The sequence below is a fragment of the Ensifer sp. genome (assembly GCF_035999185.1).
GTDB lineage: Bacteria > Pseudomonadota > Alphaproteobacteria > Rhizobiales > Rhizobiaceae > Ensifer.
The window spans coordinates 17,894-43,766 of the sequence record NZ_DASYHB010000132.1 but is presented as its reverse complement, the minus strand read 5'-3'; the positions used below and the strand labels follow the sequence as shown (position 1 = coordinate 43,766).

Annotated in this window: 23 protein-coding genes; 14 read left to right on the top strand and 9 right to left on the bottom strand. The window is 63.8% G+C overall.

The genetic code is table 11. From position 1 onward, the window contains the following. Positions 1-25: 25 nt before the first annotated feature. From VGO04_RS17180 to VGO04_RS17165, 4 genes are all read right to left on the bottom strand, one after another. Complete coding sequence (locus VGO04_RS17180; protein ID WP_327497180.1) at positions 26-1,099, bottom strand: ABC transporter ATP-binding protein; 1,074 nt, start codon at positions 1,097-1,099, stop codon at positions 26-28. Beyond that, a complete protein-coding gene (locus VGO04_RS17175; RefSeq protein WP_327497179.1) occupies positions 1,096-3,333 on the bottom strand; it encodes an iron ABC transporter permease in 2,238 nt (745 codons plus the stop codon). The genes VGO04_RS17180 and VGO04_RS17175 overlap by 4 nt, the downstream gene beginning before the upstream one ends. Positions 3,334-3,471: 138 nt before the next feature. Continuing rightward, complete coding sequence (locus tag VGO04_RS17170; RefSeq protein WP_327497178.1) at positions 3,472-4,497, bottom strand: ABC transporter substrate-binding protein; 1,026 nt, start codon at positions 4,495-4,497, stop codon at positions 3,472-3,474. 172 nt (positions 4,498-4,669) lie between these two features. Then, the gene (locus VGO04_RS17165; RefSeq protein WP_327497177.1) at positions 4,670-5,692 is read right to left on the bottom strand and encodes an ABC transporter substrate-binding protein; all 1,023 of its coding nucleotides are present in this window, start codon (positions 5,690-5,692) and stop codon (positions 4,670-4,672) included. Between the two features lie 216 nt (positions 5,693-5,908). Between VGO04_RS17165 and VGO04_RS17160 the strand changes: the two genes are divergently transcribed. Together VGO04_RS17160 and VGO04_RS17155 are read left to right on the top strand one after the other, a co-directional pair. After that, on the top strand, positions 5,909-6,649 hold the full coding sequence (locus tag VGO04_RS17160; protein WP_327497176.1) for a response regulator transcription factor: 741 nt from the start codon (positions 5,909-5,911) through the stop codon (positions 6,647-6,649). Further along, entirely contained in the window at positions 6,646-8,739 is a 2,094-nt protein-coding gene (locus VGO04_RS17155; RefSeq protein WP_327497175.1) for a sensor histidine kinase, read from the top strand. Before VGO04_RS17160 ends, VGO04_RS17155 begins: the two co-directional genes overlap by 4 nt. Positions 8,740-8,806: 67 nt before the next feature. Here the strand turns inward: VGO04_RS17155 and VGO04_RS17150 are convergent, their stop codons facing one another. Together VGO04_RS17150 and fabZ are read right to left on the bottom strand one after the other, a co-directional pair. After that, positions 8,807-9,601: a phosphatase PAP2 family protein gene (locus tag VGO04_RS17150; protein ID WP_327497174.1), complete on the bottom strand. Its 795-nt coding sequence runs from the start codon at positions 9,599-9,601 to the stop codon at positions 8,807-8,809. A gap of 225 nt (positions 9,602-9,826) precedes the next feature. After that, positions 9,827-10,327, bottom strand: a complete 501-nt coding sequence (fabZ, locus tag VGO04_RS17145) for a 3-hydroxyacyl-ACP dehydratase FabZ (protein WP_327497173.1) — start codon at positions 10,325-10,327, stop codon at positions 9,827-9,829. A 353-nt stretch (positions 10,328-10,680) separates the two neighbouring features. Between fabZ and VGO04_RS17140 the strand changes: the two genes are divergently transcribed. From VGO04_RS17140 to VGO04_RS17125, 4 genes are all read left to right on the top strand, one after another. Continuing rightward, entirely contained in the window at positions 10,681-11,376 is a 696-nt protein-coding gene (locus VGO04_RS17140) for a response regulator (protein ID WP_327497172.1), read from the top strand. After that, positions 11,373-12,545 (top strand): ATP-binding protein, encoded by a 1,173-nt coding sequence (locus tag VGO04_RS17135; protein ID WP_327497171.1) that lies wholly within the window; start codon positions 11,373-11,375, stop codon positions 12,543-12,545. The genes VGO04_RS17140 and VGO04_RS17135 overlap by 4 nt, the downstream gene beginning before the upstream one ends. Positions 12,546-12,807: 262 nt before the next feature. Then, positions 12,808-13,806, top strand: a complete 999-nt coding sequence (locus VGO04_RS17130; RefSeq protein WP_327497170.1) for a DUF535 family protein — start codon at positions 12,808-12,810, stop codon at positions 13,804-13,806. A gap of 137 nt (positions 13,807-13,943) precedes the next feature. Further along, entirely contained in the window at positions 13,944-14,345 is a 402-nt protein-coding gene (locus VGO04_RS17125) for a GFA family protein (protein WP_327497169.1), read from the top strand. A gap of 57 nt (positions 14,346-14,402) precedes the next feature. Here the strand turns inward: VGO04_RS17125 and VGO04_RS17120 are convergent, their stop codons facing one another. The 3 genes from VGO04_RS17120 to VGO04_RS17110 all read right to left on the bottom strand — a co-directional run bounded on the left by VGO04_RS17120 (position 14,403) and on the right by VGO04_RS17110 (position 16,724). Next, complete coding sequence (locus VGO04_RS17120) at positions 14,403-15,026, bottom strand: LysE family translocator (RefSeq protein WP_327497168.1); 624 nt, start codon at positions 15,024-15,026, stop codon at positions 14,403-14,405. A 97-nt stretch (positions 15,027-15,123) separates the two neighbouring features. Then, on the bottom strand, positions 15,124-15,576 hold the full coding sequence (locus tag VGO04_RS17115; protein WP_327497167.1) for an Lrp/AsnC family transcriptional regulator: 453 nt from the start codon (positions 15,574-15,576) through the stop codon (positions 15,124-15,126). An 89-nt stretch (positions 15,577-15,665) separates the two neighbouring features. Beyond that, the gene (locus VGO04_RS17110) at positions 15,666-16,724 is read right to left on the bottom strand and encodes a LacI family DNA-binding transcriptional regulator (RefSeq protein WP_327497166.1); all 1,059 of its coding nucleotides are present in this window, start codon (positions 16,722-16,724) and stop codon (positions 15,666-15,668) included. A gap of 246 nt (positions 16,725-16,970) precedes the next feature. On the opposite strand from VGO04_RS17110, the gene VGO04_RS17105 reads away from it, so the two are divergent. From VGO04_RS17105 to bcsN, 8 genes are all read left to right on the top strand, one after another. Further along, the gene (locus VGO04_RS17105; protein WP_327497165.1) at positions 16,971-17,963 is read left to right on the top strand and encodes an autoinducer 2 ABC transporter substrate-binding protein; all 993 of its coding nucleotides are present in this window, start codon (positions 16,971-16,973) and stop codon (positions 17,961-17,963) included. Between the two features lie 144 nt (positions 17,964-18,107). Continuing rightward, positions 18,108-19,622: a sugar ABC transporter ATP-binding protein gene (locus VGO04_RS17100; RefSeq protein WP_327497164.1), complete on the top strand. Its 1,515-nt coding sequence runs from the start codon at positions 18,108-18,110 to the stop codon at positions 19,620-19,622. Further along, on the top strand, positions 19,615-20,616 hold the full coding sequence (locus VGO04_RS17095; protein ID WP_327497163.1) for an ABC transporter permease: 1,002 nt from the start codon (positions 19,615-19,617) through the stop codon (positions 20,614-20,616). Before VGO04_RS17100 ends, VGO04_RS17095 begins: the two co-directional genes overlap by 8 nt. Beyond that, positions 20,613-21,611: an ABC transporter permease gene (locus VGO04_RS17090; RefSeq protein WP_327497162.1), complete on the top strand. Its 999-nt coding sequence runs from the start codon at positions 20,613-20,615 to the stop codon at positions 21,609-21,611. Before VGO04_RS17095 ends, VGO04_RS17090 begins: the two co-directional genes overlap by 4 nt. 2 nt (positions 21,612-21,613) lie before the next feature. Next, entirely contained in the window at positions 21,614-22,462 is an 849-nt protein-coding gene (locus tag VGO04_RS17085; RefSeq protein ID WP_327497234.1) for a sugar phosphate isomerase/epimerase, read from the top strand. Positions 22,463-22,510: 48 nt separating this feature from the next. Next, positions 22,511-23,980, top strand: a complete 1,470-nt coding sequence (locus VGO04_RS17080; RefSeq protein ID WP_327497161.1) for an FGGY family carbohydrate kinase — start codon at positions 22,511-22,513, stop codon at positions 23,978-23,980. Beyond that, complete coding sequence (locus VGO04_RS17075; RefSeq protein ID WP_327497160.1) at positions 23,977-24,672, top strand: class II aldolase/adducin family protein; 696 nt, start codon at positions 23,977-23,979, stop codon at positions 24,670-24,672. Before VGO04_RS17080 ends, VGO04_RS17075 begins: the two co-directional genes overlap by 4 nt. 235 nt (positions 24,673-24,907) lie before the next feature. Beyond that, a complete protein-coding gene (bcsN, locus tag VGO04_RS17070; protein ID WP_327497159.1) occupies positions 24,908-25,831 on the top strand; it encodes a cellulose biosynthesis protein BcsN in 924 nt (307 codons plus the stop codon). Positions 25,832-25,873 lie beyond the last annotated feature (42 nt).

The window sequence follows — 25,873 nt, the reverse complement described above, 5'->3', positions numbered from 1 at the left end:
CCCTCTCGTATCCAGTTTTGAATATTCAGGCGTCAATCAAAGCAAGACCGCGGTTGCGGAAACCGATGGCGACCTCGGTTGCTGGAGATAGCATTTCTTCGACGGCCTCATCGACAACAAAGAGCAGCCCCTCTGATGTTTCGACCTCGTACTCGACGTGCGCGCCGAGATAGGCGGCGCTGCTGATCGTGCCGGCGAGTGCTGCGCCCTTGGCGGGCGTCAAGGTGACGGCATTGGGGCGCACGGCAAGTTTTGAGGGGCCGGGGCGGGCGTTGCCGGACCGCAGGCGGTGTTCGAGGCCACCGATGCGGATCGTCGCATGACCGGCATCGGCCGCCGTGACCTCGCAGGGCAGCACATTGGCCTCGCCCATGAAATCGGCGATGAAGGTGGAGGCGGGCGCCTCGTAAAGGTCGCGTGGTGCGCCTTCCTGGGCGATCACGCCATCCTTCATGACGATGATGCGGTCGGAAACCGCAAGCGCCTCGTCCTGGTCGTGGGTCACGTAGACCGCGGTGAAGCCGAGCCGCTGCTGCAGTTCGCGGATCTCCGTGCGCACCTTGCGGCGCAGCCGCGCGTCGAGGTTGGAGAGCGGCTCATCGAGCAACAGGACCTGCGGTTCGAGCACAAGTGCGCGGGCGACGGCGACGCGCTGCTGCTGTCCGCCAGAAAGCTCGGCCGGCAGCCTTTGACCGAGACCGCCGAGGCCGACGAGCTGAAGCCCCTCCTCGGCGCGCTCACGCGCTTCCTTCTTCCTGATGCCGGAGGATTCAAGCCCGTAGGCGACGTTGTCGAGCGCCGACATGTGCGGGAACAGCGCATAGGACTGGAAGACCATCGACACGTCGCGCTCGTTGGCCGGCAACATGGTGACGTCCTTGCCGCCGATCAGGATCCTGCCGGCGGAGGGATGTTCGAGCCCCGCAAGCATGCGCAGCGTCGTCGTCTTGCCGCAGCCGGAAGGCCCGAGCAGGGTCACCAGTGTGCCGGGCTCGATGGTGAGCGACAGATCGTGGATGGCGGTGAAGGCGCCAAACTGCTTGCGCACGTTCTGGAAAACGACCGATCCGGTGCGCGGGGAATTCGTCTGGGTGCTCATGCGGTCTTCTCCTGGGAAAGGGTGGTGGCGGCCGGGCGGGCGGGAGCGGCACTGAGCACGCGATTTTCCCGCCGCAGGCGACGTTCGCCGACGAGGAGTTGCAGGCCGGTGATGACGGTGATCATCACCAGGATGAGGGCGGAGGAGTAGGCGATCGCCACGCCGAACTCGCCGTTTTCGACGAGGCCGACGATATAGGCGGTCGCCATGTTGTATTCGGCGCTGACAAGGAAGACGACGGCGCTGATGGAAGTGATTGCCCGGACGAAGGAATAGACGAGCGCTGCGACGATAGCCGGCCGGAGCAGCGGCAGGATGACCTTGCGCAGCGTCCGGAAGCTGGTCGCCCGAAGCGTCAGCGATGCCTCGTCGAGGCTCTTGTCGAGCTGGCTCATCGCCGCGACGCCGCCGCGCACGCCGACCGGCATGTTGCGGAAGACGAAGCAGGCAATCAGGATCAGCGCCGTACCGGTCATTTCGAGCGGCGGCAGGTTGAAGGCGAGGATGTAGCTGATGCCGATGACGGTGCCGGGAATGGCAAAGCTCAGCATCAGCGCGAACTCGAAGACGTCGCGGCCGGCAAAACGTTGGCGCACGATGAGATAGGCCGTCAACAGCCCGACGAGGGCCGTCAGGGGAGCGGCGATCAGCGAGATTTCCATCGTCGTCCAGAAGGAGTTCCAGGCAACGCCGGTCCAGGCGATCGCGCCATCGGTGACGGAGATCGAGAAGGCCTTGGCGTAATGGTCGAGGGTCAGCGAGTTGTCGAGACCCCAGGTCTTCACGAAGCCGCCGAAGATGATCATGCCGTAGACGACGACAGTGAAGATCATCCAGGGGATGACGACGGCATGCACGCCGATCGACACGGATCGCGGCAGTGCGCTGTGCGCGCCGGAATCGCCCTTGCCGGTCACAGTCGAATAGTTCTTGCCGGCAAGCCAGTAGCGCTGTGCCAGGAAGGCCGAAAGCGTGAAGCAGAGCAGGATGATGGCGAGAACCGCAGCACGTGACGGATCGTTCTGTGCGCCGACGACGGCAAAGAAGATCTCGGTGGAGAGGACGCCGTGGCTGCCGCCGAGCACCAGCGGGTTGCCGAAATCGGCCATGCTTTCGATGAAGCCGATGAGAAAGGCGTTGGCGAGACCGGGCTTCATCAGCGGCAGCGAGACGGTCCAGAAGGTGCGCCAGCGATTAGCGCGCAGCGTCTGCGAGGCTTCCTCCATCGACGGGCTGACGCCCTCGACGACGCCGATCAGCACAAGGAAGGAGATCGGCGTGAAGGAAAGCACCTGGGCGATCCAGATGCCGGTCAGGCCATAGAGCCAGCGGCCGGGTTCAATCCCGAAGGCGTCGGAGAGGAATTCGGTGACGACGCCGGCGCGGCCAAAGAGCAGCGTCAGCGCCAGGCCGATGACGAAAGGCGGGGTGATGATCGGCAGCACCGTCAGAAGCCGCATGCCTTTCTTGAAGGGAAAGCGCGTACGGGTGGCAACGAGCGCGAACGCAAGGCCGAGAAGCGTCGAGCCTGACGCGGTCATCAGCGCGAGCCAGAGGGTGCGCCAGGCGACGCCGCAGCGGCCCTCGCCGACGACGCAGCTCAGGCTCCAGATCGAACCGTCCTGGATGTTGCGGATGAAACCATCCGGCTTGAAAGAACCGTCGAAATCCTGGACCGAGGCGGCAAACATGCTGCCGACCGGATAGAAGACGAAGACGATGACGAGGCAGACGAGCAGCGAGATCGACGCGACGATGAAGGCGTCGCCCTTGAGCACGCCACGTTCCGCGAGCCCGAAGGCGAACAGGAGAACGAAGGTGAGGGCCGCAAGCACAGCGCCGGCACCCATCGACGGTTGCCCTTGCGAAAGCGGGCCGAACACGGTTTCGCTGATTGTCCAGGTCCAGCCGCCAAAGCCGATCGCCAGGCCTTGAAGCGCCAGGAACACGACACCGGCGGCGCCGGCAATTGCAAGAACAAGCCCGCGACGGTCCGCATCGCGAACGAAACGTGCTGCTGCCGAGATGGCGAGAAGCAGCAGCGCCACGCCAAGCCAGCTGCGGCCATGGGCGAAGATCTGTGCCAGGCCGGGGGCGACGGCGGGGTCGGAGGGAAACTCGGCAAGCCAGCCGAGGCCGAAAAAGCCACCTTCGATGCGATACCAGGGGAAAGCCAAGAATGCGGCCAGTCCAAGCCCGAGTGTCAGGTCGAGCCTGCGATTGCGATGTTCCATGGCGGTCCTCGCGTATTTGAAATGAAAATTGAATGGCGCCGCGTGTCGCACCGGCCTTTGCCGGAGGCGATCAACGGGTGCCGGTCCCGCAGTGGTACCGGCTGGATCGATCATCCAGCCGGTCCATGTCGGTCGCGATCAGTTGGCGGCTGCGCCGACCTCGCGGTCCCAACGCTCAAGCAGCGACTTGCGCTTCTCGGCGTCGCCGAAGGTGGCGAAATCGTAGTCGATCAGCTTGATGTCCTCGAAGCGCGGGGCTTCCTTCGGCACTTCGGCCGACTTGTTGGACGGGAGCTGGAAGGATTTGGCATCCTTCATGCGCGACTGTACTTCCGGCTTCAGGGCCCAGTCGTACCAGGCCTTGGCGCTTTCCAGGTTCTTCGCACCCTGGACGATCGACATGGAGCCGATCTCGTAGCCGGTGCCTTCGCAAGGTGCGATCGCCTTGACCGGGAAGCCTTCGGCGGTCTGCGCTACCGCGTCATGCATGAAGACGATGCCGAGGCCGGTTTCGCCGCGCGCTGCCGCCTTCACCGGTGCGGAGCCCGACTTGGTGTATTGGGAGATGTTGCCGTTGAGCTTCTTCAGATAGTCGAAGGCCTGGTCCTCGCCCATGATCTGCACCAAGGAAGCAAGTGCCGTATAGGCGGTGCCCGACGAATTCGGGTTGGCCATCTGGACTTCGCCCTTCAGCGACGCGTCGAGCAGGTCGGCCCAGCACTTCGGTTCCTTCAGGCCCTTCTTCGAGAAGATTTCGGTGTTGTAGCCCCAGCCGAGCGCACCGGCATAGATGCCGACCGTGCGATAGCCGGAGCCTTCAGCCTGCTTCTTCGCCCAGTCCTGAAGCTGATCGAGCATCGGCGACTTGTATTCGAGCGTCAGGCCGTCGGAGGCGGCCTGCAGATGCGGGTCGCCCGTGCCGCCCCACCAGATGTCGGTCTTCGGGTTGCGGGCCTCGGCGCGGATCTTGGCATAGGTCTCGCCCGAGGACAGGCGGACCATGTTGACCTTGATGCCGGTCTCCTTCTGGAAGTCGCCGGTCATCTGTTCGCAGATCACGACGTCCGCCGAGCAGATGAGATTGAGGCTGCCGGCAGCCTGGGCAGGAAGCGCTGCAAGCGCGGTACCTGCAAAGAGCATGAGGGAAAGGGTCTTCGTTTTCATGGGTGGCATCCTCCTGTTGCCTTGGTTTATGCGGATGTGAGCGAGACACGGCGCGGCCATCGGCCTGCCCGCCGGGCAGCACGTTCACGATTTCGAATTTTCGGCTTTGCCGCGCGGGATGAGGAAAACGATGCGGCCGTCCGCCCCCATCCCGCCCACCTATGCGAGGTGATCAGTTCGTCGCGGCGATCTCCGCATCGAACCTCTCGAGCAACCGACTTCGTTCTTCCGGCGAACCGAAGGTGGCGAAGTCGAAGTCGACCATTTTGATCAGAGATATGTCGGGCGCGCCCAGCGGCAGGTCGGCGCGGGCATTGGACGGTACCTGGTTCTGCCCGGAAGCCGCCCCGGTTGCCTGGCCCTCCGGGCTCAGTGCAAAGTCGACGAAGCGCTTGGCGGCGTCCAGATGGCGCGCACCCTTGACGATGCTCACCGCGCCGATTTCGTAACCTGTGCCCTCGCAGGGCGCGACGATGACGAGCGGCAATCCCGCCTGTTTCTGCGTGACCGCGTCATGCATGAAGGAAATGCCGATGAGCGTTTCCCCGCGTGCTGCCGCCTTGACGGGTGCTGAGCCGGCCGTGGTGTACTGGTCGATATTGCGATTGAGCGCGGCCATGAAGCGGAAGGCCTCGTCTTCCCCGAAGAGCTGGACGAGCGTCGCAAGCGCGGTGAAGGCGGTGCCGGACGAATTCGGATTGCCGCTGCGGATGCGGCCGCGATAGGCGCTGTCGGCGAGGTCCTTCCAGCAGGTCGGCGCCGGAAGCTTGAGCTTCGCCAGAAGTTCGCTGTTGTAGGCGAAGCCTAGCGCTCCGGCATAGATGCCTGCCGAGCGTCCCCCGGATATGGCAAAGAAATTCTGTGCCCATGGCAGCATGTCGCGCTCATGCGCCGGCCGGTAGGCTTCGAGCAGGTTTTCAGACCCTGCCTGCAGATGGGTATCGCCGGTGCCGCCCCACCAGACGTCGACGGTCGGGGCGCTCTTTTCGGCGCGGATCTGGGAGAGGATGTCGCCGTTGCTCTTGCGGGTGACCGAGATCTCGATGCCGGCCTTCGCCTCGAACGCCGTCTTCATCGCGGCGCACCACGCTTCGTCGACGCCACAAAGGACAGTCAGCGTCGATGCTGCCTTGCCGGTCGTGGCGGTGCATAGCCACAGGGCCACGCCCGCACAGATAGCGGTGATGCCTCTCACGATGTCCTCCCATTTGGAGCGCTTCCGCCCCAATCTCCGCAATCAGGATGTCTACATTCCCCGGGGGCCGCAACCCGCAGAATGGTTACCGTTCTTACAGTGTGGCACGGCCTGGCTGTTTCAAAATTACAAAGATTACAAATATGACAAGGCGCATAACGCGAGCCGCTTTGAACATTGTGACAGCGCCGCCTATGATGGGGCGGGAGGAATAGCATGCTGAGTGAGAGGATACGGATTCTGATCGTCGAAGACGATCCGGACATGGCGGAGCTTGTCTCCGACCTGGTGGAGGCGGAAGGCTGGGTCCCGCTGACGGCCCCGTCGGCGGAGGCGGCGGCGGGTGTCCTGGAGCGCGAGACGGTGCATCTCGTGCTCGTCGATCACAATCTGCCGGGCACGTCCGGGCGCACCTTCGCGCAGCGGCTTCGCGCAAGGACCAACATCGGCATCGTCATGGTGACGGCTGCCGGCAGCGCTGCCGACCGGGTGCTTGGCCTGGAAACGGCGGCGGACGACTATGTCGTCAAGCCGTTCGAGCCGATCGAGCTGACAGCCCGGATCAAGGCGGTGCTGCGCCGAACCTACCCGTCGCTCAAGCCGGAGCGGGAGGCTGAGCGCGAGCCCGAACCCGCATCGTTGAAGCTCGGCGATTGGTCGATCGACCTCAAGAGCCGCCGTGCCGTCTGCCTTGCCGATCCGGCAAGGTCGCTCACCAGCGCCGAATTCGCCCTTCTCGAAATCCTCGCCGAGACGCCGAACACGCCTGTTAGCCGTGCCCATATTCTCGACCGCCTTGGGGCGGAGAGCGACCGCTACATCGACCGCAATGTCGACGTGCTCGTGCTGAGACTGAGGCGCAAGATCGAACGAAATCCTGATCTTCCGCGCCATATCAAGACGCGGCGCGGCAAAGGTTATGTGCTCGACACCGATGACGGCGAGTTCAAGCCGTGATCAATCGCCCTTTTCTCTCCTCGATCGCGTTTCGACTGCCCTTCGCGATCGTTTTTATCTGCGTGCTCGTCTTCAGCCTGGCGACGGTTGCCGTTTTCGGACTGCAGCGGGCGCGGGATGAAATGGCGGCTTATGGCCTGCAGGCGTTTTCCAGCCTCGCCAAGGCCTCGCTCGTTTCGCGCCAGGTATCCGACCTCGTGTCCAGTGCGCCCTTTCTGATGAACGCGACATCGCCCTATAGGGTATCGAGCGAGAGCCGTTCCGTCGTCGCGCAGGTCGAAGCTTTGCTGCGTGCCATGGAGCCGGAAAGCGGCAAGGCGGCGGTCAAGGGTTTTGCCAGCGGCCACATCGTCGAACTGCTTGAGACGATCCGCACGCAGACCATGATGCTGGCGAGCGATGCGGAAGCGGCCCAGCAGCACAAGGCCGAAGCGGCAGCAGCGCTCGGCGAAATCGCCACCGGCAGCGGCGTTGCGGATGCCGATGTCCGCCGCAGTCTCAACGCGATCGTGCAGTCGGCCTCCAACTCCGATAGCCTGTTCCAGCTCGGTGAGTTGCGGCGCCGCTATGTTGCCGAAACGACGCCGCGGCTCGAACACGCAGGGCCCGACGTCAGGGTTTCGGTCGCCGAGTTGGCGCCCTACGAGCAGGTGTTTCAGGCGCAGACCCACTACCTGCTCGAAATGTTTGCCATCCGCGCCGCCGTGGCAAAGCTGCACACCGTTTCGCGAGGCCTCTCGCATGCGACGGAAACACAGAGCGAGGCGGTCGCCCGCGGCCTCAACGACGATCTCGCCTTGACCTCGGATGCATTGAGCCGCCTCCTCGTTATCGTCGCGGTCGCCTCGCTGCTGGTGCTGGTCATGGCGATCTTCTCCATCCGTTCGGTCATGCGGGTCTCGCGCGGTATCGTGTCGCTGTCCAACGGCATGAACGCGCTCGCGCAAGGCCGCCGGGAGGTCGAGGCGCCGACGTACCAGGGGACGGAGACCGAGCTTGTCCGGCTGCTGGAGGCTTTCAGCGCCTTTCGCGAAAGCGTCGCGCGTGTCTCTCGACTAAGGCGAACGGCCGAGGCCGCCGCCCGGACCATCCGCTCGACGTTCCGCAACATGAACGAAGGCATCGCGCTCTTTGATCCGAGCGGCAAGCCGATCACCATGAACCGGCGCGTCATGGAGCTCGTCGGTTGGCCGGGCTCGGCGCGCAAACTGCCGTTGCGCGTTTTCGTGAGCCCGATGCCGGAGATCGATCCGGCTCTGTTGCCCGCCGATTCCGATGCCGGAACGCTCGACGACCGGCTCGTGCTGCGCCACCGCTCCGACGCCGGTCGGGTGACGGAAGTTTCGCTGTCGCGGCAGCCGGATCGCGGCATCGTGCTTTTGGCGCGCGATGTCACAGACATCGATCGACAGGAAGCCGAAGCGGTCAAGGCGCAGCGACTGGACGGCATCATGCGCATGACGCATCAGGTCAGCCATGAAGTCGGCAATATGATCGGGATTATTACCGGCAGCCTGGGGCTGTTGGAGCGCGAGACTGGCTTCAACGACCGGCAGAAGCGGCACATCGCCCGGATTCGCAAGGCGGCCGATCGGGGTCGCTCGCTCGCCTCGAGCATGCGGTCCGTCGGAAGCCAGCATCCGATTCAACCGGGCGTGCTGGAGATCGGCGCAGTTTTGCGTGGTATGGCCGATGTGCTGGAAATCGCGGTCGGCGAAAAATGCCGCCTCGATTTCGAGGTCGCCGACGGTCTGCCCAACCTGCACCTCGATGCGGCTCTTTTCGAGCAGGCGATCCTCAATCTCTGCCTCAATGCCGCCGCCGCGATGCCGCGCGGCGGGACGATCCTGATCCGGGCAACCGGCAGCGAGGCTGGCGTGCTCGTCTGCGTGTCCGACGAGGGGGTCGGCATGTCCGCCGAGGCGGTGGACAAGGCGTTCGAACCCTATTTCACCACCCGCGACGAAGAAGGGGGCGCCGGGCTCGGGCTAGCCGTCGTCTACGGCTTCGTTCGCCAGAGCGGCGGCGACGCCCGCATCATCTCGCAGCCGGGCAAGGGGACGACCGTCGAACTGGTCTTTCCGTCCTGAGACGGGCGCGACCGAGTGTCTGGAGCATATTCCAGCTTCCAGTGACGCGACCGTAAGCCAGGATGGATTAGGAGGCGCGCTGGCGACCGAAGCGCATGGCGGCATCGATGCGTTCGCCGTTGGCTGCAAACACCGACCAGAGCCAGGCCATCAGCCACAACATCATCAGCCACGCCAGCACGACATCGGACAGGAAATGCGCGCCGAAGACGATGCGGTTGAGTGAAAAGACCAAGACGAGAGGGACGAATGAAATGACTGCCGCCCGGCGCCACTTCGCCGGCAACAAAAGTGCAAGGGCGATCAGGGCGATGGCGGTCGCCGATTCACCCGAGGCGAAGGAGCAACTGCGCGAGCAGGCGCCCGAGACCTGCCAGGCGGGTGTGAACGGCAGGCTGCCGCCGAAATCGGTGATCTCGTAAGGGCGGGCGCGGCCGATCAACCGTTTCAGCACCTGAATGAGCACTCCCGGCCCGAGGGTAAAAAAGGTTAGGAAAAACAACGCCTTGTGCGGGCGCAGCAATCCTGGTCTCGGTGCGACGGACTGGGCGATCAGCAGTGCCAGTATGCACGGGACGACGATGGCGGGAAGCACGCGGTTGAAATCGCGCACGGCGCGCAGCACTGGCTCCCGGGAAAGGGGGAAGTCGCCATGAACAGACGCCGCCCAGCGCGAGACGGTGACATCGATCCCGGGAAAGGCCATGAACACGAACGCTGCAAAGACGGTCAGCGCGCCGGCGGCCGCGATCGGCTGCTGTTCTGTGTAGGCACGGGCCTGCACCGCCCACAAGCGCGGACTGGCTCGCCACCATGGCATGCCACTTGAAGGAGTTGAGGTGGATTGGATGAAGGTGGACATGCCGGTTGCTCGCAGATCGTAGACGGTTGCGAGCCGGACAGTCCGCCTAATCTGTCAAGGCCAAGTGGAGGAACAGGGGGCGGCTGATGCGCAAACGAGGGCGACAACAAGACGCATCTCAGAATTGGCGGCGAACCCTGTTCTCCGTTCCCGGGCGCGCCGCCCCGGATGCGCGCGGGCGCGAATGGGCGCATTCACGCGAGCGCGGTTCGTGGTGCGGCTCTGCTAGGCTTTCGTTACGTCCGCCACGTCGCCAGGCGCTTTTTCGACTTCCAGGTAAGCGCTGATTTCCGCCTCGGCGACCAGTTCTCCGCCGACCAGCGCCTCGCCGCGATAGCGCCAGATGTTGCGACGATAGGCGAGCTTCGTCATGTGATATTCGAGAGCATCGCCGGGACGGACCGGCTTTCGGAACCGTGCGTCGTCCACCGCCAGCATGTAGATGATTTTCGGTCTCAGTCCCTGGGCAAGCTTGAAGGCGGCGCACGCGACGCCCGCGGTCTGTGCCATCCCCTCGATGATAAGGGCTCCCGGGAAAACCGGATTGCCGGGAAAGTGCCCCTGAAACTGGGGCTCGTTGATCGAAACATTCTTGAGCCCGACGCAATGTTCCTCGCCACGCATCGACTTAATTCGGTCCACGAGCAGAAACGGATACCGGTGCGGGATCGCTTCCATGATTTTCAGGATGTCGGCAGTTTGCAGGTCGTTGGGCTTGACGTTCATGGGTCTGCTTTCAGGTCAGGCTTGCGTTGCCTGGTTTCAATTTTTGCGGATACGGTGCCGCGGCGTCGTGGTCGTGCCGCGCGCCGCACGAATGGAATGATCGAGCATGTCTTTTCACCGCTCCGACCGGGGCCGTGACGATCGACGTTCGCCACCGATCAAATGCGGCCGTCGTGGATAGGTTGCATCGGTGCGTGCTCGAGGCGCCGATCTCGAAGTCAATTGCCAAGATTTGATGGAGATTTGTCTGGGGCTCTATCCGGAAGGCCCTTGAGCTGCTCGGATGAATTGCAAGCCGGTTCTTTTCGTCCCATAAGCTGCCGATCACACCATCGGGCCAGGGAGTTTTCATTATGGTCGACAAGGGCCTCATCCTTTTGGCGGAGGACGAGCCGGAGATTGCGCAGATACTTGACGCCTATCTCGTGCGAGAAGGCTTCAGGACCGTGCGCGCGGCCGATGGCGAAACGGCTTTGACGCACCACGCGGTGCTGTCGCCGGACCTCGTTCTGCTCGATGTGCGCATGCCGAAGCTCGATGGCTTCGAGGTCCTCGCCCGCCTTCGTCGGGAAGGCAACACGCCGGTCATCATGGTGACGGCACTGGCCGAGGATCTCGACCGGTTGGCGGGCCTGAGGCTCGGAGCTGACGATTACGTCATCAAGCCGTTCAACCCGCAGGAGGTCGTGGCGCGTGTCAATGCGGTGCTGCGCCGTACCCGCAACGGCGCCGGCGCGACCGTGCTTCGCTTCGAGAATGTCGAGGTCGATCTCGACGCCCATGTCGCCTTTGTTGAAAAATCCGGCAAACGGCAGTCCGTGCCGCTGACGCTGAGCGAATTTCGCATCCTCGCCCACATGATTCGCCGCCCGACCCATGCGTTTGACCGCGCCGACATCCTTGATGCCTGTCTGCCCGACAGCGATGCGCTGGCGCGTACGGTCGATACCCACATTGCCAATCTCAGGCGCAAGCTCGAAGATCTGGGCGCAAGCGGATTCTTCTCTGCCGTGCGCGGTGTCGGATATCGTTTCGTGGAGCCAAGATGAAGTTCAGTCTGTCGCGCCTTCCGCTGGGCATCCTGACCGCATTGGTGATCGTCGTGCTGCTCGTCTTCAGCGTCGTCATCGTCTACGGCGGTGTGAACTATATGGAGCCGCAGCTGGAAGCCCGCCTGCTGGAGATGCTGCCACCAAAGGCGGCCGAGGGTTACAGGGATCTCAATGCCGGCAAGGCGCCGTCGCCAGAGGCGCTGCAGGCGCTGCTGGCCAGCACGAAGGACCTCGAGGAATGGGGGACCTGGGAAGTCGATAAGTTGATTCTCGGCTTCGGGGGCTTCGCTGTGACGTTCTGCAGCCTTGTCGGCTATTGGTTGGCGCGCAAGATCAGCCGCCCGCTGGAGGTGTTGGCAACGGCGACGCAGAACCTGCGGGCGGGCAACTTCGCAGTGCGCGTCGGATCGATCAGCAAGGGTGCCAAGGAAGTGGCTACTCTCGTGAAAACTTTCGACGAACTGGCGGCCGAGCTCGAAAACATGGAAAGCCGGCTGCGCTTCAACACCATGGCCGTGGCGCATGAGCTGCGCACGCCGCTGACGATCCTTCAGGGCAACTTGCAGGGCATGGCCGACGGCGTCTTCCCTCTCGAGCCGAAGAGGGTGCGCCAACTTCTGCTGCAGGTGGAAGGGTTGTCCGCACTGGTCGAGGACCTGCGCACCCTGTCGCTTGCCGCCGGCCAGAAGCTGGTTACCCATCGGCAGTCGGTCGATCTTTCGGTGGAGGCGGCCCAGGTTCTGGGAGCCTCGTGCACCTTGCTCGGCTCGGCCGGGATGTCCGTGGAGCAGGCGCTTGCCCCGGTCAGGGTCTCCGGCGATTCGCAGCGGCTGCGCCAGGCGCTCCTGGCGCTGATCGAGAACGCGACCCGCTATGCCGCAAGCGGCGGCGTGCTGCGCTGCGAGACTGGGCGGCGTGGTGCCGATGAAGCCTTCATCCGCCTGTTGGACCGCGGTCCGGGACTGCCGGATGACGTCGCGACCCATTCGATCGACCTCTTCTGGCGCGGCGACTCCTCGCGATCACGGGCAACCGGCGGCACCGGCCTTGGGCTTTCCGTCGTCCACGCGATCGCCAATGCCCATAGCGGTCGCCTGGAGTTCGCTGCCCGCGCCGGTGGCGGCGCTGTGATCACGATTGTCCTGCCACGCGAAATCACGATCTGACGCCCGATGCGGCGAGGAGGCGGAACGTCTCCTTGGCGTCGCATGAAAAGTCACCGTCGCAGGATCCGCCTGAATAGCCGCAAGCACCCTTGATCGGCGACGGTTCAAGGGTGCTCGCACAGGGCACATTCCACCGGTCGAGCACTCCGTCGGTGCCGGCGCTCAATTGTCGACCGATTCTCCGCAATTCCTTGACAACAGCCGGGCAAATCCAGGCTGCCGGATATCCCGGCCAGCAGCGTTTGCTCTCAAGGATTGCACCATGCCCCTGGAATTCAGGCAGGACTACAGCGCGGATCTGCGGTTGCCCGCTCAGGACAGCAAACCGTTCGGTGGCGGGCAGCCGTCGCCGCCACGAGGGGCGATGCCCGGGCCGATCGTCGCGGAGCGGTCGCGGGCCAAGACGTCGATCCTGAGGCAGACGCTGATGCTCGGAATGAGGGTCAGTCTGAAGCGCGCCGTCGTTTTTTCGATGCGGTTTGCGCGCCATCCTTTGATCACGGCGCGCTGGATAACGTTTCTTGGAGAATTCGGCGAGCACTACCGATTGGGTCTGCCGCATGACGATCTCGTGCGCAAATCAATTCCGACCTTCTTCCTTCACGGCGCATCCACAGGCGCGCGGCTCGATCTGCTGCTCAATCATTTTGATGTCGCAAGCGAGGTGCTTTCCCGCCGTTCGTTGATGGCGCTCTGGCGTGGAAGCGTCCTGGAGATGGGCACGGTTTCCGGTCGCAGCGAAAACTACCGCATCCAGTTGCAGCTCGCCGACCATTGTGGCGCCCGCCACGAAGGCGCGTTCGCGATCCGACTTCGCCGGCAGAGCGACGGCTACGTGCTGTGCACGGTCGGGTTCATTTTCGTGCGGTGCGACGACGAGACCTATAGTCTCGCGATCGGCGGCATGCAGGGCCCGAAGGGCGAGGACGCCAAGCGATCGCTGATCACGGCGACGCGCGACCTTGGGGGCCTGCGCCCGAAGGACGCGGCGCTGCTCGTCCTGCACGGGCTGGTGTCGGAAGGACACGCTCCCGGCCTTTTTGCGGTCTCGAACGAGAAACACGTGATCAACCGCCGTCGCCTCAAGCGGCGCCGGATGATGGTCGCAGATCTCGACGCCTATTGGCGCGACCGCGGCGGCGAAGTGGCGGGCGCCTTCGGTTTCGTCCTGCCTTCGATCGGCAGCAAGGCCGTTCCGGAGGGCAGTCGGCGCGATCAAAGCAAGCGTGCGTTTCGTGACATCGGCGCCTGGTTCTACTGATCGGCGTTGCCGGGGAGCGCCGAGGACGCGGAAATGCCCTCATGTCGTGTATTTTTCGGATTTACACCTGTCTGCCGTGAGCGTTTATAGTGTCGCCGATTCGGGAAGGCGAGCAGAGGTCGCAAGTGATGCGCGGCATGACCAAGAGTGCAAAACCCCACACGGGCGGATGCCTTTGCGGAGCAATCCGCTTTGAGGCGAAAGGGGCGGCGGGCAAGCCGCATACCTGCTCGTGCAAGATGTGCCAGCGCCATTCGGGCGCGTTGACGGTAGCGTGGGTCGAGTTCCCAAGAGACGCCGTCACCTGGACGGGTCCTGGCGGCGCGCCGGCGGTCTATCGTTCCTCGGATTACTCGAGCCGCGCCTTCTGCCCCGCCTGCGGCAGCAGCCTCGGCGCGATCGATGATGCGCCGGTGGTCGCCCTCCTGCTCGGTGTTTTCGACAAGACGAGTGCTGCCGACCTGATCCCGAAAAGCCACAGCTATCGGACCGGGCGACCGAAATGGTGGCACGTGGAAGCGGTGAAGCCCGCGACCTGAGGAGGCCCAAGGCCGAAAGTGATTGACGCAGCCGTTGGAGGGCTGCGTCAATGGAGCTTAGAACAATCCCTTGGCGGCTGCGCCGATGGCAATGAGGCCGAAGGCAATCAGGACCAGGCCTGAAATGCGCGACACCCAGACGACGAAGCTGTCGGGCAGGCGGGTCCGCGCGATCGCCACCCCGCCACTCAGGAAGAACCACCAGCCGAGCGAGCCGAGAAAGACACCCAGGACGACGATGGCGGCGCTCGCCGCGTCGCCCGCTTCGGCAAGGCCGAGGCCCGCAAAGATCGCGGCAAAGGAGAGGATCGTCGCCGGGCTCGTCATCGTCAGCAGGAAAGTGGCGATGGTCGTCCGGATCAGATCGCGTCCGCCAACATCGGCGGCGGCCGTTACCGGTTTCGGTCGCAGTCCGCTCCAGCCGAGCCAGATCATGAACAGTCCGCCGGCAAGGCCGAGCGGGACCGTGATCATTGAGAGCACTGCCGCAAAGGCGGCAAAACCGATTGCCGCGAGCGCCGCATAGGTGGCATCGGCGGCGGCGGTTCCGAGCCCCCCGGCAACGCCTGCCCAGAAGCCGCGCGCAAGCGTGCGGTTGATGCAGAGCGCCCCGATGGGGCCAAGCGGGGCCGCGACCGCGAGGCCGACGAGGAGGCTTTTTCCAAACAGTAATGTAGACATAGGCGTAGAGCTCCCGGCCGCGACATGCTCATTCCACCCTGTTCAGGGAGGGGGCATGCGCAGCAATTCAACAATGTTGCAGCAGTTTGCGCGTCGCTCAGCCGCGCGGCGCAGTCGTCGCCAGGCTCTCGCGGACACTCGAAAGCGCGATCACCGTTTCGCTGCGCGCCAGGAACCGCCGTTGCTTCAACTCGGCAAGGAACGGCTCAAGGTCGCCGAGCGAGGGCATCCGCACCTTGACGCAATAGGACCAGGCGCCCGTGACATGGTGGCATTCGGCGACTGCCGGGTGGCCTGCCATGAAGGTCCGGAAGGCTGCCTCGTCTGCGTCCGGCGCAAGGCCGACCCAGACAAAGGCGAGCACGTCGAGGCCGAGCGCGCGGTGATCGACCTCGACGGTGAAATTTCGGATCACGCCGTTGGCAACGAGCCGACGGATGCGTTCGTTGACAGCTGAAGGCGACAACTCGACGGCCGCTCCGATATCGGTCAGCGATCGTCTCGCGTCTTCAGCGAGAATTTCGACGATTTTTCTGTCAACAGCGTCCATGTCCAATGAATACGCTGAATCAAATAAAATGTACAGAGGAATTTTCTGTTTCGAATTCGCTTGGCCACGGAAACGTTGGTCTCGCTCGTTTATTCGATATCCCGCAATGCATCGAGCGGGCCTGTGAGCGCCGTTCGTGGCTGCACCAGTTCTGGCTGGATGAGATGGATGCGCGCTTGCGGGCGTGCTTCCTCGATCACCTCGAAGGCCTTGGTGATCATGCCCTCGACATCCTGCCGGATCATGATGACCGGGAAGGGCAGGAAGGACGCGAAGGGGTCGTAGTCGTAGCAGCCGACGACGAGGTCAGCGAAATTCTCATGCGGGTGGCCGGCCATGAAGCGTAGCAGCCCCTCGAAATTGATCGACGAGTTGACGAAGAGGCCGCGCGGCAACCGCCCGTGTTTCTCGTAGAAGGCCTCGAAGGCGAGCCTGGCATTGTTGGGCGCATAGCCCGTCGGCTGGATGCACGCGTCCGGGTCCGCCCCGAGGAGTTCTTGCTTCACCGCGCGGAAGCCGCGGATACGTTCGCGGCTGGCATGGTCGTTGCGGCCGCCGAAAAGATAGAGTTCGTCCGGCGCGAGCGGCAGGGTCGCCTGGAAGTGCCGGATGATCGCCTCCGTCAGCATCCGCCCGCCCTCATAGTTGTCGCTGATGACGGAGGGTACCTTGGAGCCGGGCAGGTCGATGTTGATGTGCTTGAGGCCGGCCGCCTCGCAGACATCGTGCACGCCGTCGGGATCGGTGGCGCCGCAGATGAAGAGCTCGTCGATCGAGTAGGAGATCAGCGTCTCGGCGGTCTTGCGCTCCTCTTCCGGGTCGCGGCTGGCGCTGACCACGATCGGGCATTGGCCCTTGCTTCGAACGTGCGCCTCGAAGGTCTGCGCCATCGACGAGAAATAGCGGTTGTCGTGGATCGGCAAAAGCAGGCCGATCAGGCCCGAGCGCGAGCTGCGCAAGCCGCGCGCCTGGCGGTTGGCCGTGTACTGGTGCGTTTCCGCCAGACTGCGGATCAACTCCGCGGTGCTTTCCTTGATCCGTCGCTTCTGCCAGGTGCCGTTCAGAACGGCACTTACGGTTGAAGGCGAGCTGCCGGATAGCACCGACAAGTCGTAGATCGTCGCTTTCTTTTTGCCGCTGCTGGCCATGGCTGTCTCCCCTGCTCGTTTTAGTGCCGATTTCCCCTTGACGAAAGATTAAGTCTGCACAATAGTTCTTGCACCATCGATTGTGCAAACAAGAAATATCGATTGCGCAAATTTGGTGGTGCCGTCTGAGGAGTCGGCAAACAGGGAGGCGAGGGAACACTTCGCCAGTGATGGTTGGAAACTGGAGGCCGGCGCTGGAATAGCGACCGGACGCGTTCCCTTGGCGGGAACGAGTGGAGGAGAGAAATGTTCAGGAAAATTCTCGTCGCCGCCCTGGCGACATCGCTGGCGCTTGCCAGTTCCGCAGCCGCCTTTGCGCAGGATGCAGGCAAGGTCGGCGTCGTCGTCAAGATTGGCGGCATTCCGTGGTTCAACGCCATGGAGGCAGGCATCAAGGAGCGTGGCCAGAAACTCGGCGTCGACGCCTTCATGGTCGGCCCGACCAGTGCCGACCCGGCGCTGCAGGTGCGCGCCATCGAGGACCTCATCGCGCAAGGCGTGAAGGTCATCGGCGTGGTCCCGAATGATGCCAAGGTGCTTGAGCCGGTCCTGACCAAGGCCAAGGAAAAGGGCATCATCGTCATCACCCATGAATCGCCCAGCCAGAAGGGTGCCGACTGGGACTTCGAGCTCGCATCCTCGACCGGCTTCGGCGAGGCGCATGGCAAGCTGCTCGGCGAAAAGATGGGCGGCAAGGGTGAATACGCCGTCTTCGTCGGTTCGCTCACCGTGCCGCTGCACAACGCCTGGGCCGATGCGGCGATCGCCTACATCAAGAAGAACTATCCCGACATGACGCTGGTTGGCGATCGCTACGGCGTTGCCGAAGATGTCGACAAGAGCCGCTCGACCGCACTCGACCTGATCTCCGCCCATCCGAACCTCAAGGGCTTCCTTGCCTTCGGCAGCCAGGGTCCGATCGGCGCGGGGCGCGCCGTGGAAGAACGCCGCAAGGTCGGCGAAATCTTCGTGCTCGGTCCCTTCTCGCCCGGCCAGGGCCAGAAGCTGGTGAAGTCCGACGCGATCTCTGGCGGCTTCATGTGGAATCCCAAGCAGGCGGGCGAAGTCTTCGTGACGCTCGCCGACAAGCTGATGAAGGGCGAGGAAGTCAAGGACGGCGACGAGATCGAAGGTCTCGGCAAGGTCAAGCCCGACTTCGAGAACCGCAACATCATCGTCGACCAGCTCGTGCCGATCAACAAGGATACGGTCGCGGATCTCGCGGCCATGGGTCTCTGAAGACCCCAAGGGTTCTCCCGGCTGCTGGGCCGGCTTCGGCCGGCCTGGCAAGTCCCTTCAACGGTACTGGAGCGGGATGACGACAAGTGCTTGCGGCCATCCGCCCGCATCCCGCGTTACCTTGACGACTTAGGGCACACGTTCATGCACCAGCTTGCGACCGCGGGAGGAGGCGAAAAGCCGCTTCTGTCCCTGCGCGACATCAACATGACTTTCGGTGGGGTCCGGGCGCTCAAGAATGTGAGCTTCGACGTCCGCCCGGGCGAGGTCCATTGCCTTGCCGGCGAAAACGGCTGTGGCAAGAGCACGCTGATAAAGATCATCACCGGTGTCTATCGCCCCGCCGATGGCGCCTCGATCGAGTTCGATGGCGAAACCTATTCCCACATGTCGCCGGTCACGGCGCAGGACCGCGGCATCCAGGTGATCTGGCAGGACCTGGCGCTGTTTCCCGAAATGAGCGTCGCCGAAAACATCGCCTTCCAGACGGTTCTCGGCCGCTGGCCGAAACTCGTCGACTACGGCCGCATGCGCCAGATCGCCAAGGACGCACTCGCCCGTCTCGGCGTGACGCTCGACGTCGACCTGCCGCTGAAGGAATACGCGATCGCCCAGCGCCAGATCGTGGCGATCGCCCGGGCGCTTGTCGGCGAGGCCAGGCTCGTCTTCATGGACGAGCCGACCGCATCGCTGACCCAGTCGGAAACCGATCATCTGCTCGATATCGTGCGCGGTCTTTCAGCGTCAGGCGTTGCCGTCGTCTTCGTCAGCCACCGCCTCGCCGAGGTGCTGGAGATTTCAAGCCGGATCACCGTGTTGCGCGATGGCGCGCTGGTCGGCGTCTATCCCGCTGCCGGCATGACGCAATCGCGCATCACCGAGCTGATGACCGGCAAAACCTTCGACCAGCAGGTGCGGGCGAAGGCGCGCGACGGACAGCCCGTCGTGCTCGATGTGAAGGGGCTATCGCGGCCCGGTCAGTTCGACGATGTTTCCCTGACGGTGCGCCGCGGCGAGACGCTGGGCATCACCGGCCTGCTCGGCGCCGGGCGCACGGAACTCGCGCTCACCCTTTTCGGCATGCTGAAGCCCGCATCCGGCACCATTGCGCTTGAGGGCAAGCCCGTCCGCTTCTCCTCCAATCGCGATGCTATCGAGGCCGGCGTCGCCTATCTCTCCGAAGACAGACTGTCGCTCGGTCTCATCCAGCCGCAGTCGATCGCCGACAATCTGGTCATCAGCTCGCTCGACAAGATTCTTGCCGGCGGCCTGATCTCGGACGAGCGCAAGCGCAGCCTTGTCGGTCGCTGGATCGCGGATCTCGGCGTGAAGATCGGCCTGCAGCAGGATGCGATCTCCACGCTGTCGGGTGGCAACCAGCAGCGCGTGGCGATCGCCAAGTGGTTGGCGACCGATCCGAAGCTTCTGATCCTCGACGCCCCGACCGTTGGCGTCGACGTCGGCGCGCGCGCCGGGATCTTCGATATCGTCGCGCGGCTTGCCGAAAGCGGGCTTGCGATCATCCTCATCTCCGACGAGGTGCCCGAGGTCTATTTCAACGCCGACCGGGTGCTGCACATGGCGCAGGGCCGCATCGTCGGCAGCTACGATCCGCGCACATCCACGCTCGCCGACATCGAGGGAGCGGTCTATGCATAGCTTCATCCGCACCCATGCGACGGAAGCCTCGCTGCTCGCCGTTATCATTGTGATCAGCGCGGTGCTTTCGGTCACCACGGCCAACTTCTTTTCGATCGGCAACGCCTTCGACCTGCTCAACATCAGCTCGGTCAACATCATCTTCGCCGTCGGGCTGCTCGTGGTGCTGATCGCCGGCGGCATCGACATTTCCTTCGCCGTCGCCGCGTCGGTGGTTCAGTACGGCACGGCGATCGCGCTCGGATGGATCGGTGGCGGTGGCTGGATCTCGGGGCTGTTGATCGCCGGATCCATTGGCATCCTGCTTGGCGCCCTCAACGCCTTCCTCATCCACCGCTTCCGCGTGATCTCGATCGTCGCGACGATCTCGACGTTCAACATTTACTTCGGCCTCCTGATGTTCTTCACCAAGGGCGTCTCTATCTACGACCTGCCGGACTGGCTGACGGACCGCGTCATCCTGTTCGAGCACGAGATGCCGGATGGAACCTGGATCGAAATCACCCTGCCGGTGCTGGTGATGGTCATCTGCGTCGTCGCCACCTGGGTGCTGATCACCCGCACGACCACCGGCCGCCAGCTCTATGCCTTCGGCGACAATCCGGAAGGTGCGCGTCGCTTCGGCATCAACATCGGCGCCATGCAGTTCATCGCCTTCGGCTGGCTTGGACTGATGGCCGGGATCGGCGGCCTGATCCAGGCGCATTACGCGCAGGAAGTCGTGCCGAACGCGCTTTACGGCCGCGAACTCGACGTGCTCGCTGCCGTCGTTCTTGGTGGCGCGCGGCTTGGCGGTGGCAAGGGATCGGTGCTCGGCTGCGTGCTCGGCGTATTGCTGATCTCGATCACGCAGAACGGTCTCAACCTCATGGGTGTGTCACCCTTCGCCTTCAAGATGATCATCGGCGCCATCATTCTCATCGCGATCACGCTCTCCAACACCGGCATCGAAAAGCTGCTGCCCTTCGCCAGCCAGAAAGGGTCCGGACGATGAATGCGATGATCGAACGCGCCAAGTCATTCGTCGGGCCGGAAATGGCCGGGCCTGGATTGGCTTTTCTCGCAGTGGTGCTTGTTTTCGGGATCGCCTCGCCGCAATTCCTGAGCGCTGCCACCTTCGGTTCGGTCGCCTTTCAGCTGCCGGAACTCGGGCTTCTGACGCTCGCGATGCTGCTGCCGATCCTGACCGGAGGGCTTAATCTCGCGATCACCTTTACCGCCAACATCGCCGGGCTGACGCTCGCCTGGGTGCTGCAGGCCAATGGTGGCGTCGAGGCAGGCCCCGGCGCCTTTCTACTCGGCTCCGTTCTTGCTGTTCTCGTCGGGGCGGCGAGCGGCGTCGTCATGGGACTGGTGATCGCCTTTACCCGCGCCCATCCGATCCTCGTCTCCCTGTCGATGATGATCTTCCTGCGCGGCCTCGGCGAATTCCTGACGCGCGGCGGCGATGTCTCCGGCTTCCCGGCCTTCCTCGGCCCGCTCGGCCACGGCTCGCTCCTCGGCGTGCCGATCCCGCTCATCGTCTTCATCGTCTGCGTGGCTGCCTGGCACGTGCTGTTGTCGCGGACGAAGCTCGGCTTCAACACCTACATGATCGGCTCCAACCTCGAGGCGACGCGCTATTCCGGCATCAATACGCGCAAGGTGATCGTGCTCGTCTATGCGCTGTCGGGTGCGATGTGCGCGATTGCCGGCATCATCATGCTGGCCCGCTTCAACTCGGTGCGCATCGGTCACGGCGAAAGCTACCTGCTGATCACGGTGCTCGCCTGCTTCCTCGGCGGCGTCAATCCGTTCGGCGGCTTCGGCCGGGTCATTCCCGTCTTCGTCGCGCTGGTCGTGCTGCAGCTGCTGTCCTCCGGCCTCAACCTCGTCGGTGCCAATCAGCATCTGGCGACGGCCGTCTGGGGGCTGCTGCTTGCCGGCGTCATGGTGCTGCGGTTCGTCGCCACCAAGTTCAAGATTTCATTTGTCAGAAAGGAAACATGACCATGCAGGGTTTTGGCGTCCATACGAGCATGTGGACCATGAATTGGGATCGCCCCGGCGCCGAGCGCGCCGTCGCCGCCGCGGTGAAATACGCCGTGGATTTCATCGAGATCCCGATGCTCAACCCGCCGGCGGTCGACACCGCCCATACCAAGGCGCTCCTCGAAAAGAACAAGCTGCGCGCCGTCTGCTCGCTCGGCTTGCCGGAACGCGCCTGGGCGTCCGTTCGCCCGGACGCGGCGATCGAGCATCTGAAGGTGGCGATCGACAAGACAGCCGATCTCGGCGGTGAGGCGCTCTCCGGCGTCATCTATGGCGGCATCGGCGAGCGCACCGGCGTGCCGCCGACCGAGGCCGAATACGACAACATCGCCCGCGTGCTGCAGGCTGCCGCCAAGCATGCGAAGACCCGCGGTATCGAGCTCGGGGTCGAGGCGGTCAACCGCTATGAGAACCACCTGATCAACACCGGCTGGCAGGCAGTCGATATGATCAAGCGCATCGGCGCCGACAATGTCTTTGTCCATCTCGACACCTACCACATGAACATCGAGGAAAAGGGCATCGGCACCGGCATTCTCGATGCGCGTGATTTCATCAAGTACATCCACCTGTCCGAAAGCGACCGCGGCACCCCCGGCTACGGCAATTGCGCCTGGGACGAGATCTTCGCGACGCTCGCCGCCATCGGCTTCAAGGGCGGGCTTGCCATGGAGAGCTTCATCAACATGCCACCGGAGGTCGCCTATGGCCTCGCCGTCTGGCGGCCCGTGGCAAAGGACGAAGAGGAGGTCATGGGCAACGGCCTGCCATTCCTTCGGAACAAGGCGCGGCAATACGGATTGATCTAGGCAGGCGCGCTTTCAGCGCCTCCAGGATCGGGACGGGAGGGTCGCTTCATGGCAGTTACAGCGGACGAGGGAGCCGGGACGGTTGCCGTGCTCGACGTCGGCAAGACCAACGTGAAACTCAACGCGGTCACGGCCGATGGTGCCGTCCTTGAAACGCTGAGCGTTGCCAATCCGGTGCTGCCGGGGCCTCCCTGGCGGCACCACGATCTCGATCATCTCGGCGATTGGATCTTCTCCAGTCTCGCCGACCTTGGCCACCGCCATCCGCTAAAAACCTTCGTTGCCGCCGGGCATGGATCCGGCGGCGTGCTGGTCGGCGACGACCCGGATGTGGCGGCCGGTGCGGCTCTTCCCATGATCGATTACGAACAGCCGTTGCCGGAGGCGATCCGGCTTGGCTATGCGCCGCTTTCCGGCTCCTTTTTCGACCGCGGCAGCGCGACGATGCACAGCGCTACGCATCAGGCGCGCCAGCTTTACTGGATGCAGGAGCATGCGCCGGAAGCGGTGGCGTTTGCGCGCTGGTATCTTGGCTTGCCGCAATACTGGGCGTGGCGGCTGTCCGGCGTCGCCGTTTCCGAGGCGAGCCTGCTCGGTGCCCAGTCGCATCTCTGGAATGTCGCGGATCGCTGCTTCGCGCCGATCGTCGCCGAACGGGGATGGCGGCGGCTGATGCCCGACTTTGCCGATGCCTGGCAGGCACTGGGTGACATACGGCCGGCGCTTGTTCGTCGCTTCGGGTTGCCCGAGGGCCTCAGTGTGCTGGCAGGCGGCCACGACAGCAGCCTCAACCACTATCGCTACCAGGCGGCGGGTCTAAGCAATTTCATCGTCATCTCCACCGGGACCTGGATCGTCGGTTTTTCCGGCCGCACGGCGCTCGATCGGCTCGACGAGCACCGCGGCATGACGCTTAACAGCGACGTCTTCGGCCAGCCGCTCGGCGGCATCCTCACCATGGGCGGCCGGGAGTTCCAGCATGTGGCGGGGCGGGAGCCGCCGGACGCGCCCGTGCCCGACGATATCGTTCTTGGCCTGATCGCGCGGCGCACCATGGCGCTGCCGTCCTTTGGCGACGACGACGGGCTTTTTCCCGAGAGCGCCGGGCGAGGGCGCATCAGCGGACCACCGCCGGAAACGCCGATCGAGCGCAAGGCGCTAGCACTCCTCTATTGCGCCTTGCTGACGGCGGAATGCGTGGAGGCGCTCGGCCCAGGCCGCCTGGTCGTGCTCGATGGAAGCTTCCTGCGCGACCCGCTCTATGCTCGCCTCGTTGCGGCACTCCTGCCAAACCGTCGGGTCCGCTTCAATCTGGAGGCCTACGGCGTCGCTTCCGGCGCGGCACTGCTGGCGCGCGAAGGGCGGCGCTCGGCGCCGGTGCCGCTTTCGCTCGCCGATCCGGTCGCTGTTTCCCACCTTTCTCCGGCGGTTGCCGTCTATGCGTCGCAATGGCGGGCACGCGCCCGCCCCGGGAAAAATAACAACTCCAGTCGCGACTTCGAAAGGACATATCGATGACCAAGACCGACATTCTGGCGCTCCGCCGGGAAATGGTGAGCATCTGCTGCCGGATGAACTCTAGCGGCATCAACCAGGGCACCGCCGGCAACATTTCGGTGCGCACCGACAACGGCTTCCTGGTCACACCATCGTCTCTCGCCTACGAGACCATGCAGCCCGAAGACCTGGTTGAGATGGACTTCGACGGCACCTATGCCGGGCTTCGTCCGTCATCCGAGTGGCGGTTTCACCGCGATATCCTGAGGGAGCGCCCCGATATCAACGTCGTGCTGCATTGCCATTCGATCTACGCGACAACGCTCGCCTGCCACCACAAGACCATTCCGAGCTTTCACTACATGACAGGAATTGCCGGCGGCACGACGATCCGCTGCGCCGAATATGCCACCTTCGGCACCCAGGCGCTTTCCGACAATGCGCTGGTCGCGCTCAAGGACCGCACCGCCTGCCTGCTTGGACAGCATGGCCAGATCTCGCTTGGCAAGACGCTCGAGGCGGCACTCTGGCTGGCGATCGAGATCGAGACCCTGTCGCGCATGTATGTCCAGGCGTTGACGCTCGGCGAGCCGCCCATCCTGCCCGATGACGAGATGGAGCGGGTGATCGCCCAGATGCGTCGCATGAGCTATGGTCAGGCCCCTGATGGCGAGGGCGTCAACGACATTGCCCGTCCCCGCGCTGCCTTATGACGCGCCGGTTAACGCGCCTTCTTGCGTCGCTCCACAGCGTCCACTGTAACTGCAATGGCCCCGGGCTTGGGTGTTGCATAAGCGTGCCAGTGCGCTTGCGTACCGCTGCCCCTCTTCTTCCCGGGTTTGCGAAACAGGGTGAATCAACTAATGCTCAGCCATGATGCAACGATATCTGAGTCGGAGATCAGCCACGCCCCATGAGAGCCGGCGCGCACCCCTGACGGTGGCGGCGATGCTGGCTGCGGTCGCGGTGATGTCCGGTTGCACGACGCGACAGGATGTCGGCACGCCGACCGGGAGCGCCATGGTTCCGGCGGAAAACGCCCTGGTTCTGCCGCCGCCTGGTGGACCTGCCGTCCTCAATGTCGTCGAACGGCGCAGGACCAACGCCATCGAGCAGGATATCTATCTCTATACGTCATCGGCAACGCCCGGTCAGAACGTTCTGCGCGCCAAGTTCTTTGGGCCGATGGCAACCAATTTCGACCAGCAGAAGAGCAGCAGCTACGCCGGTTTTCACGACAACAGGATGATGCTGGAGGCGCGCCGCGCCCTTCCTGGCGTTGCCCTGTCGCTCAATCCCTATTTTCTGCAGAACAATTACGGCCCGTTCGGCTATGCCTTCGGTCGTGGCCGGGCAGACGATGCCTGCCTTTTTGCATGGCAGCAGATCCGTCAGGCGGAAAACCGCCGGTCTGCGCTCAAAGGCTACGGCACCATTCAAATCAGGCTGCGCTATTGCGCGACCGGGGCAAGCGAGGCTGAGCTTCTGGCGCTGGTCTACGGCTACACGATCACTGGCACTTTCGGCGACCCCGCCTGGAACCCTTATGGCGCGCCGCCGCCGTTGGACGCAGGGTTCGGCCGAACTGGTAGTCCGATTTATGCACGGGAACAGGCGCCCACGGAAAACGTTCCGATCGTGACGACGCGGCGCGTGACGCAATCCGCGCCGCGCCAGGAAGTCCGTCGCGTCACCCCGGTGCAGACCGAACAGCCGGCCGTTGCGCCGACTACAGGAACATTCATCCCGGTGCCTCAGCCGGATGGCACTGTGACCAGGCAGCAGCCCGACGTCAGTGCCAAATCATTACCGACCGTGATCGTCCCGACCCCAGCCTGCAATGGGCAGCAGGCCGGCGGGACGTGCCCTTAATCGACTGCTAACCATCCTTTGTTATGGCCTTGGTATCGGTTG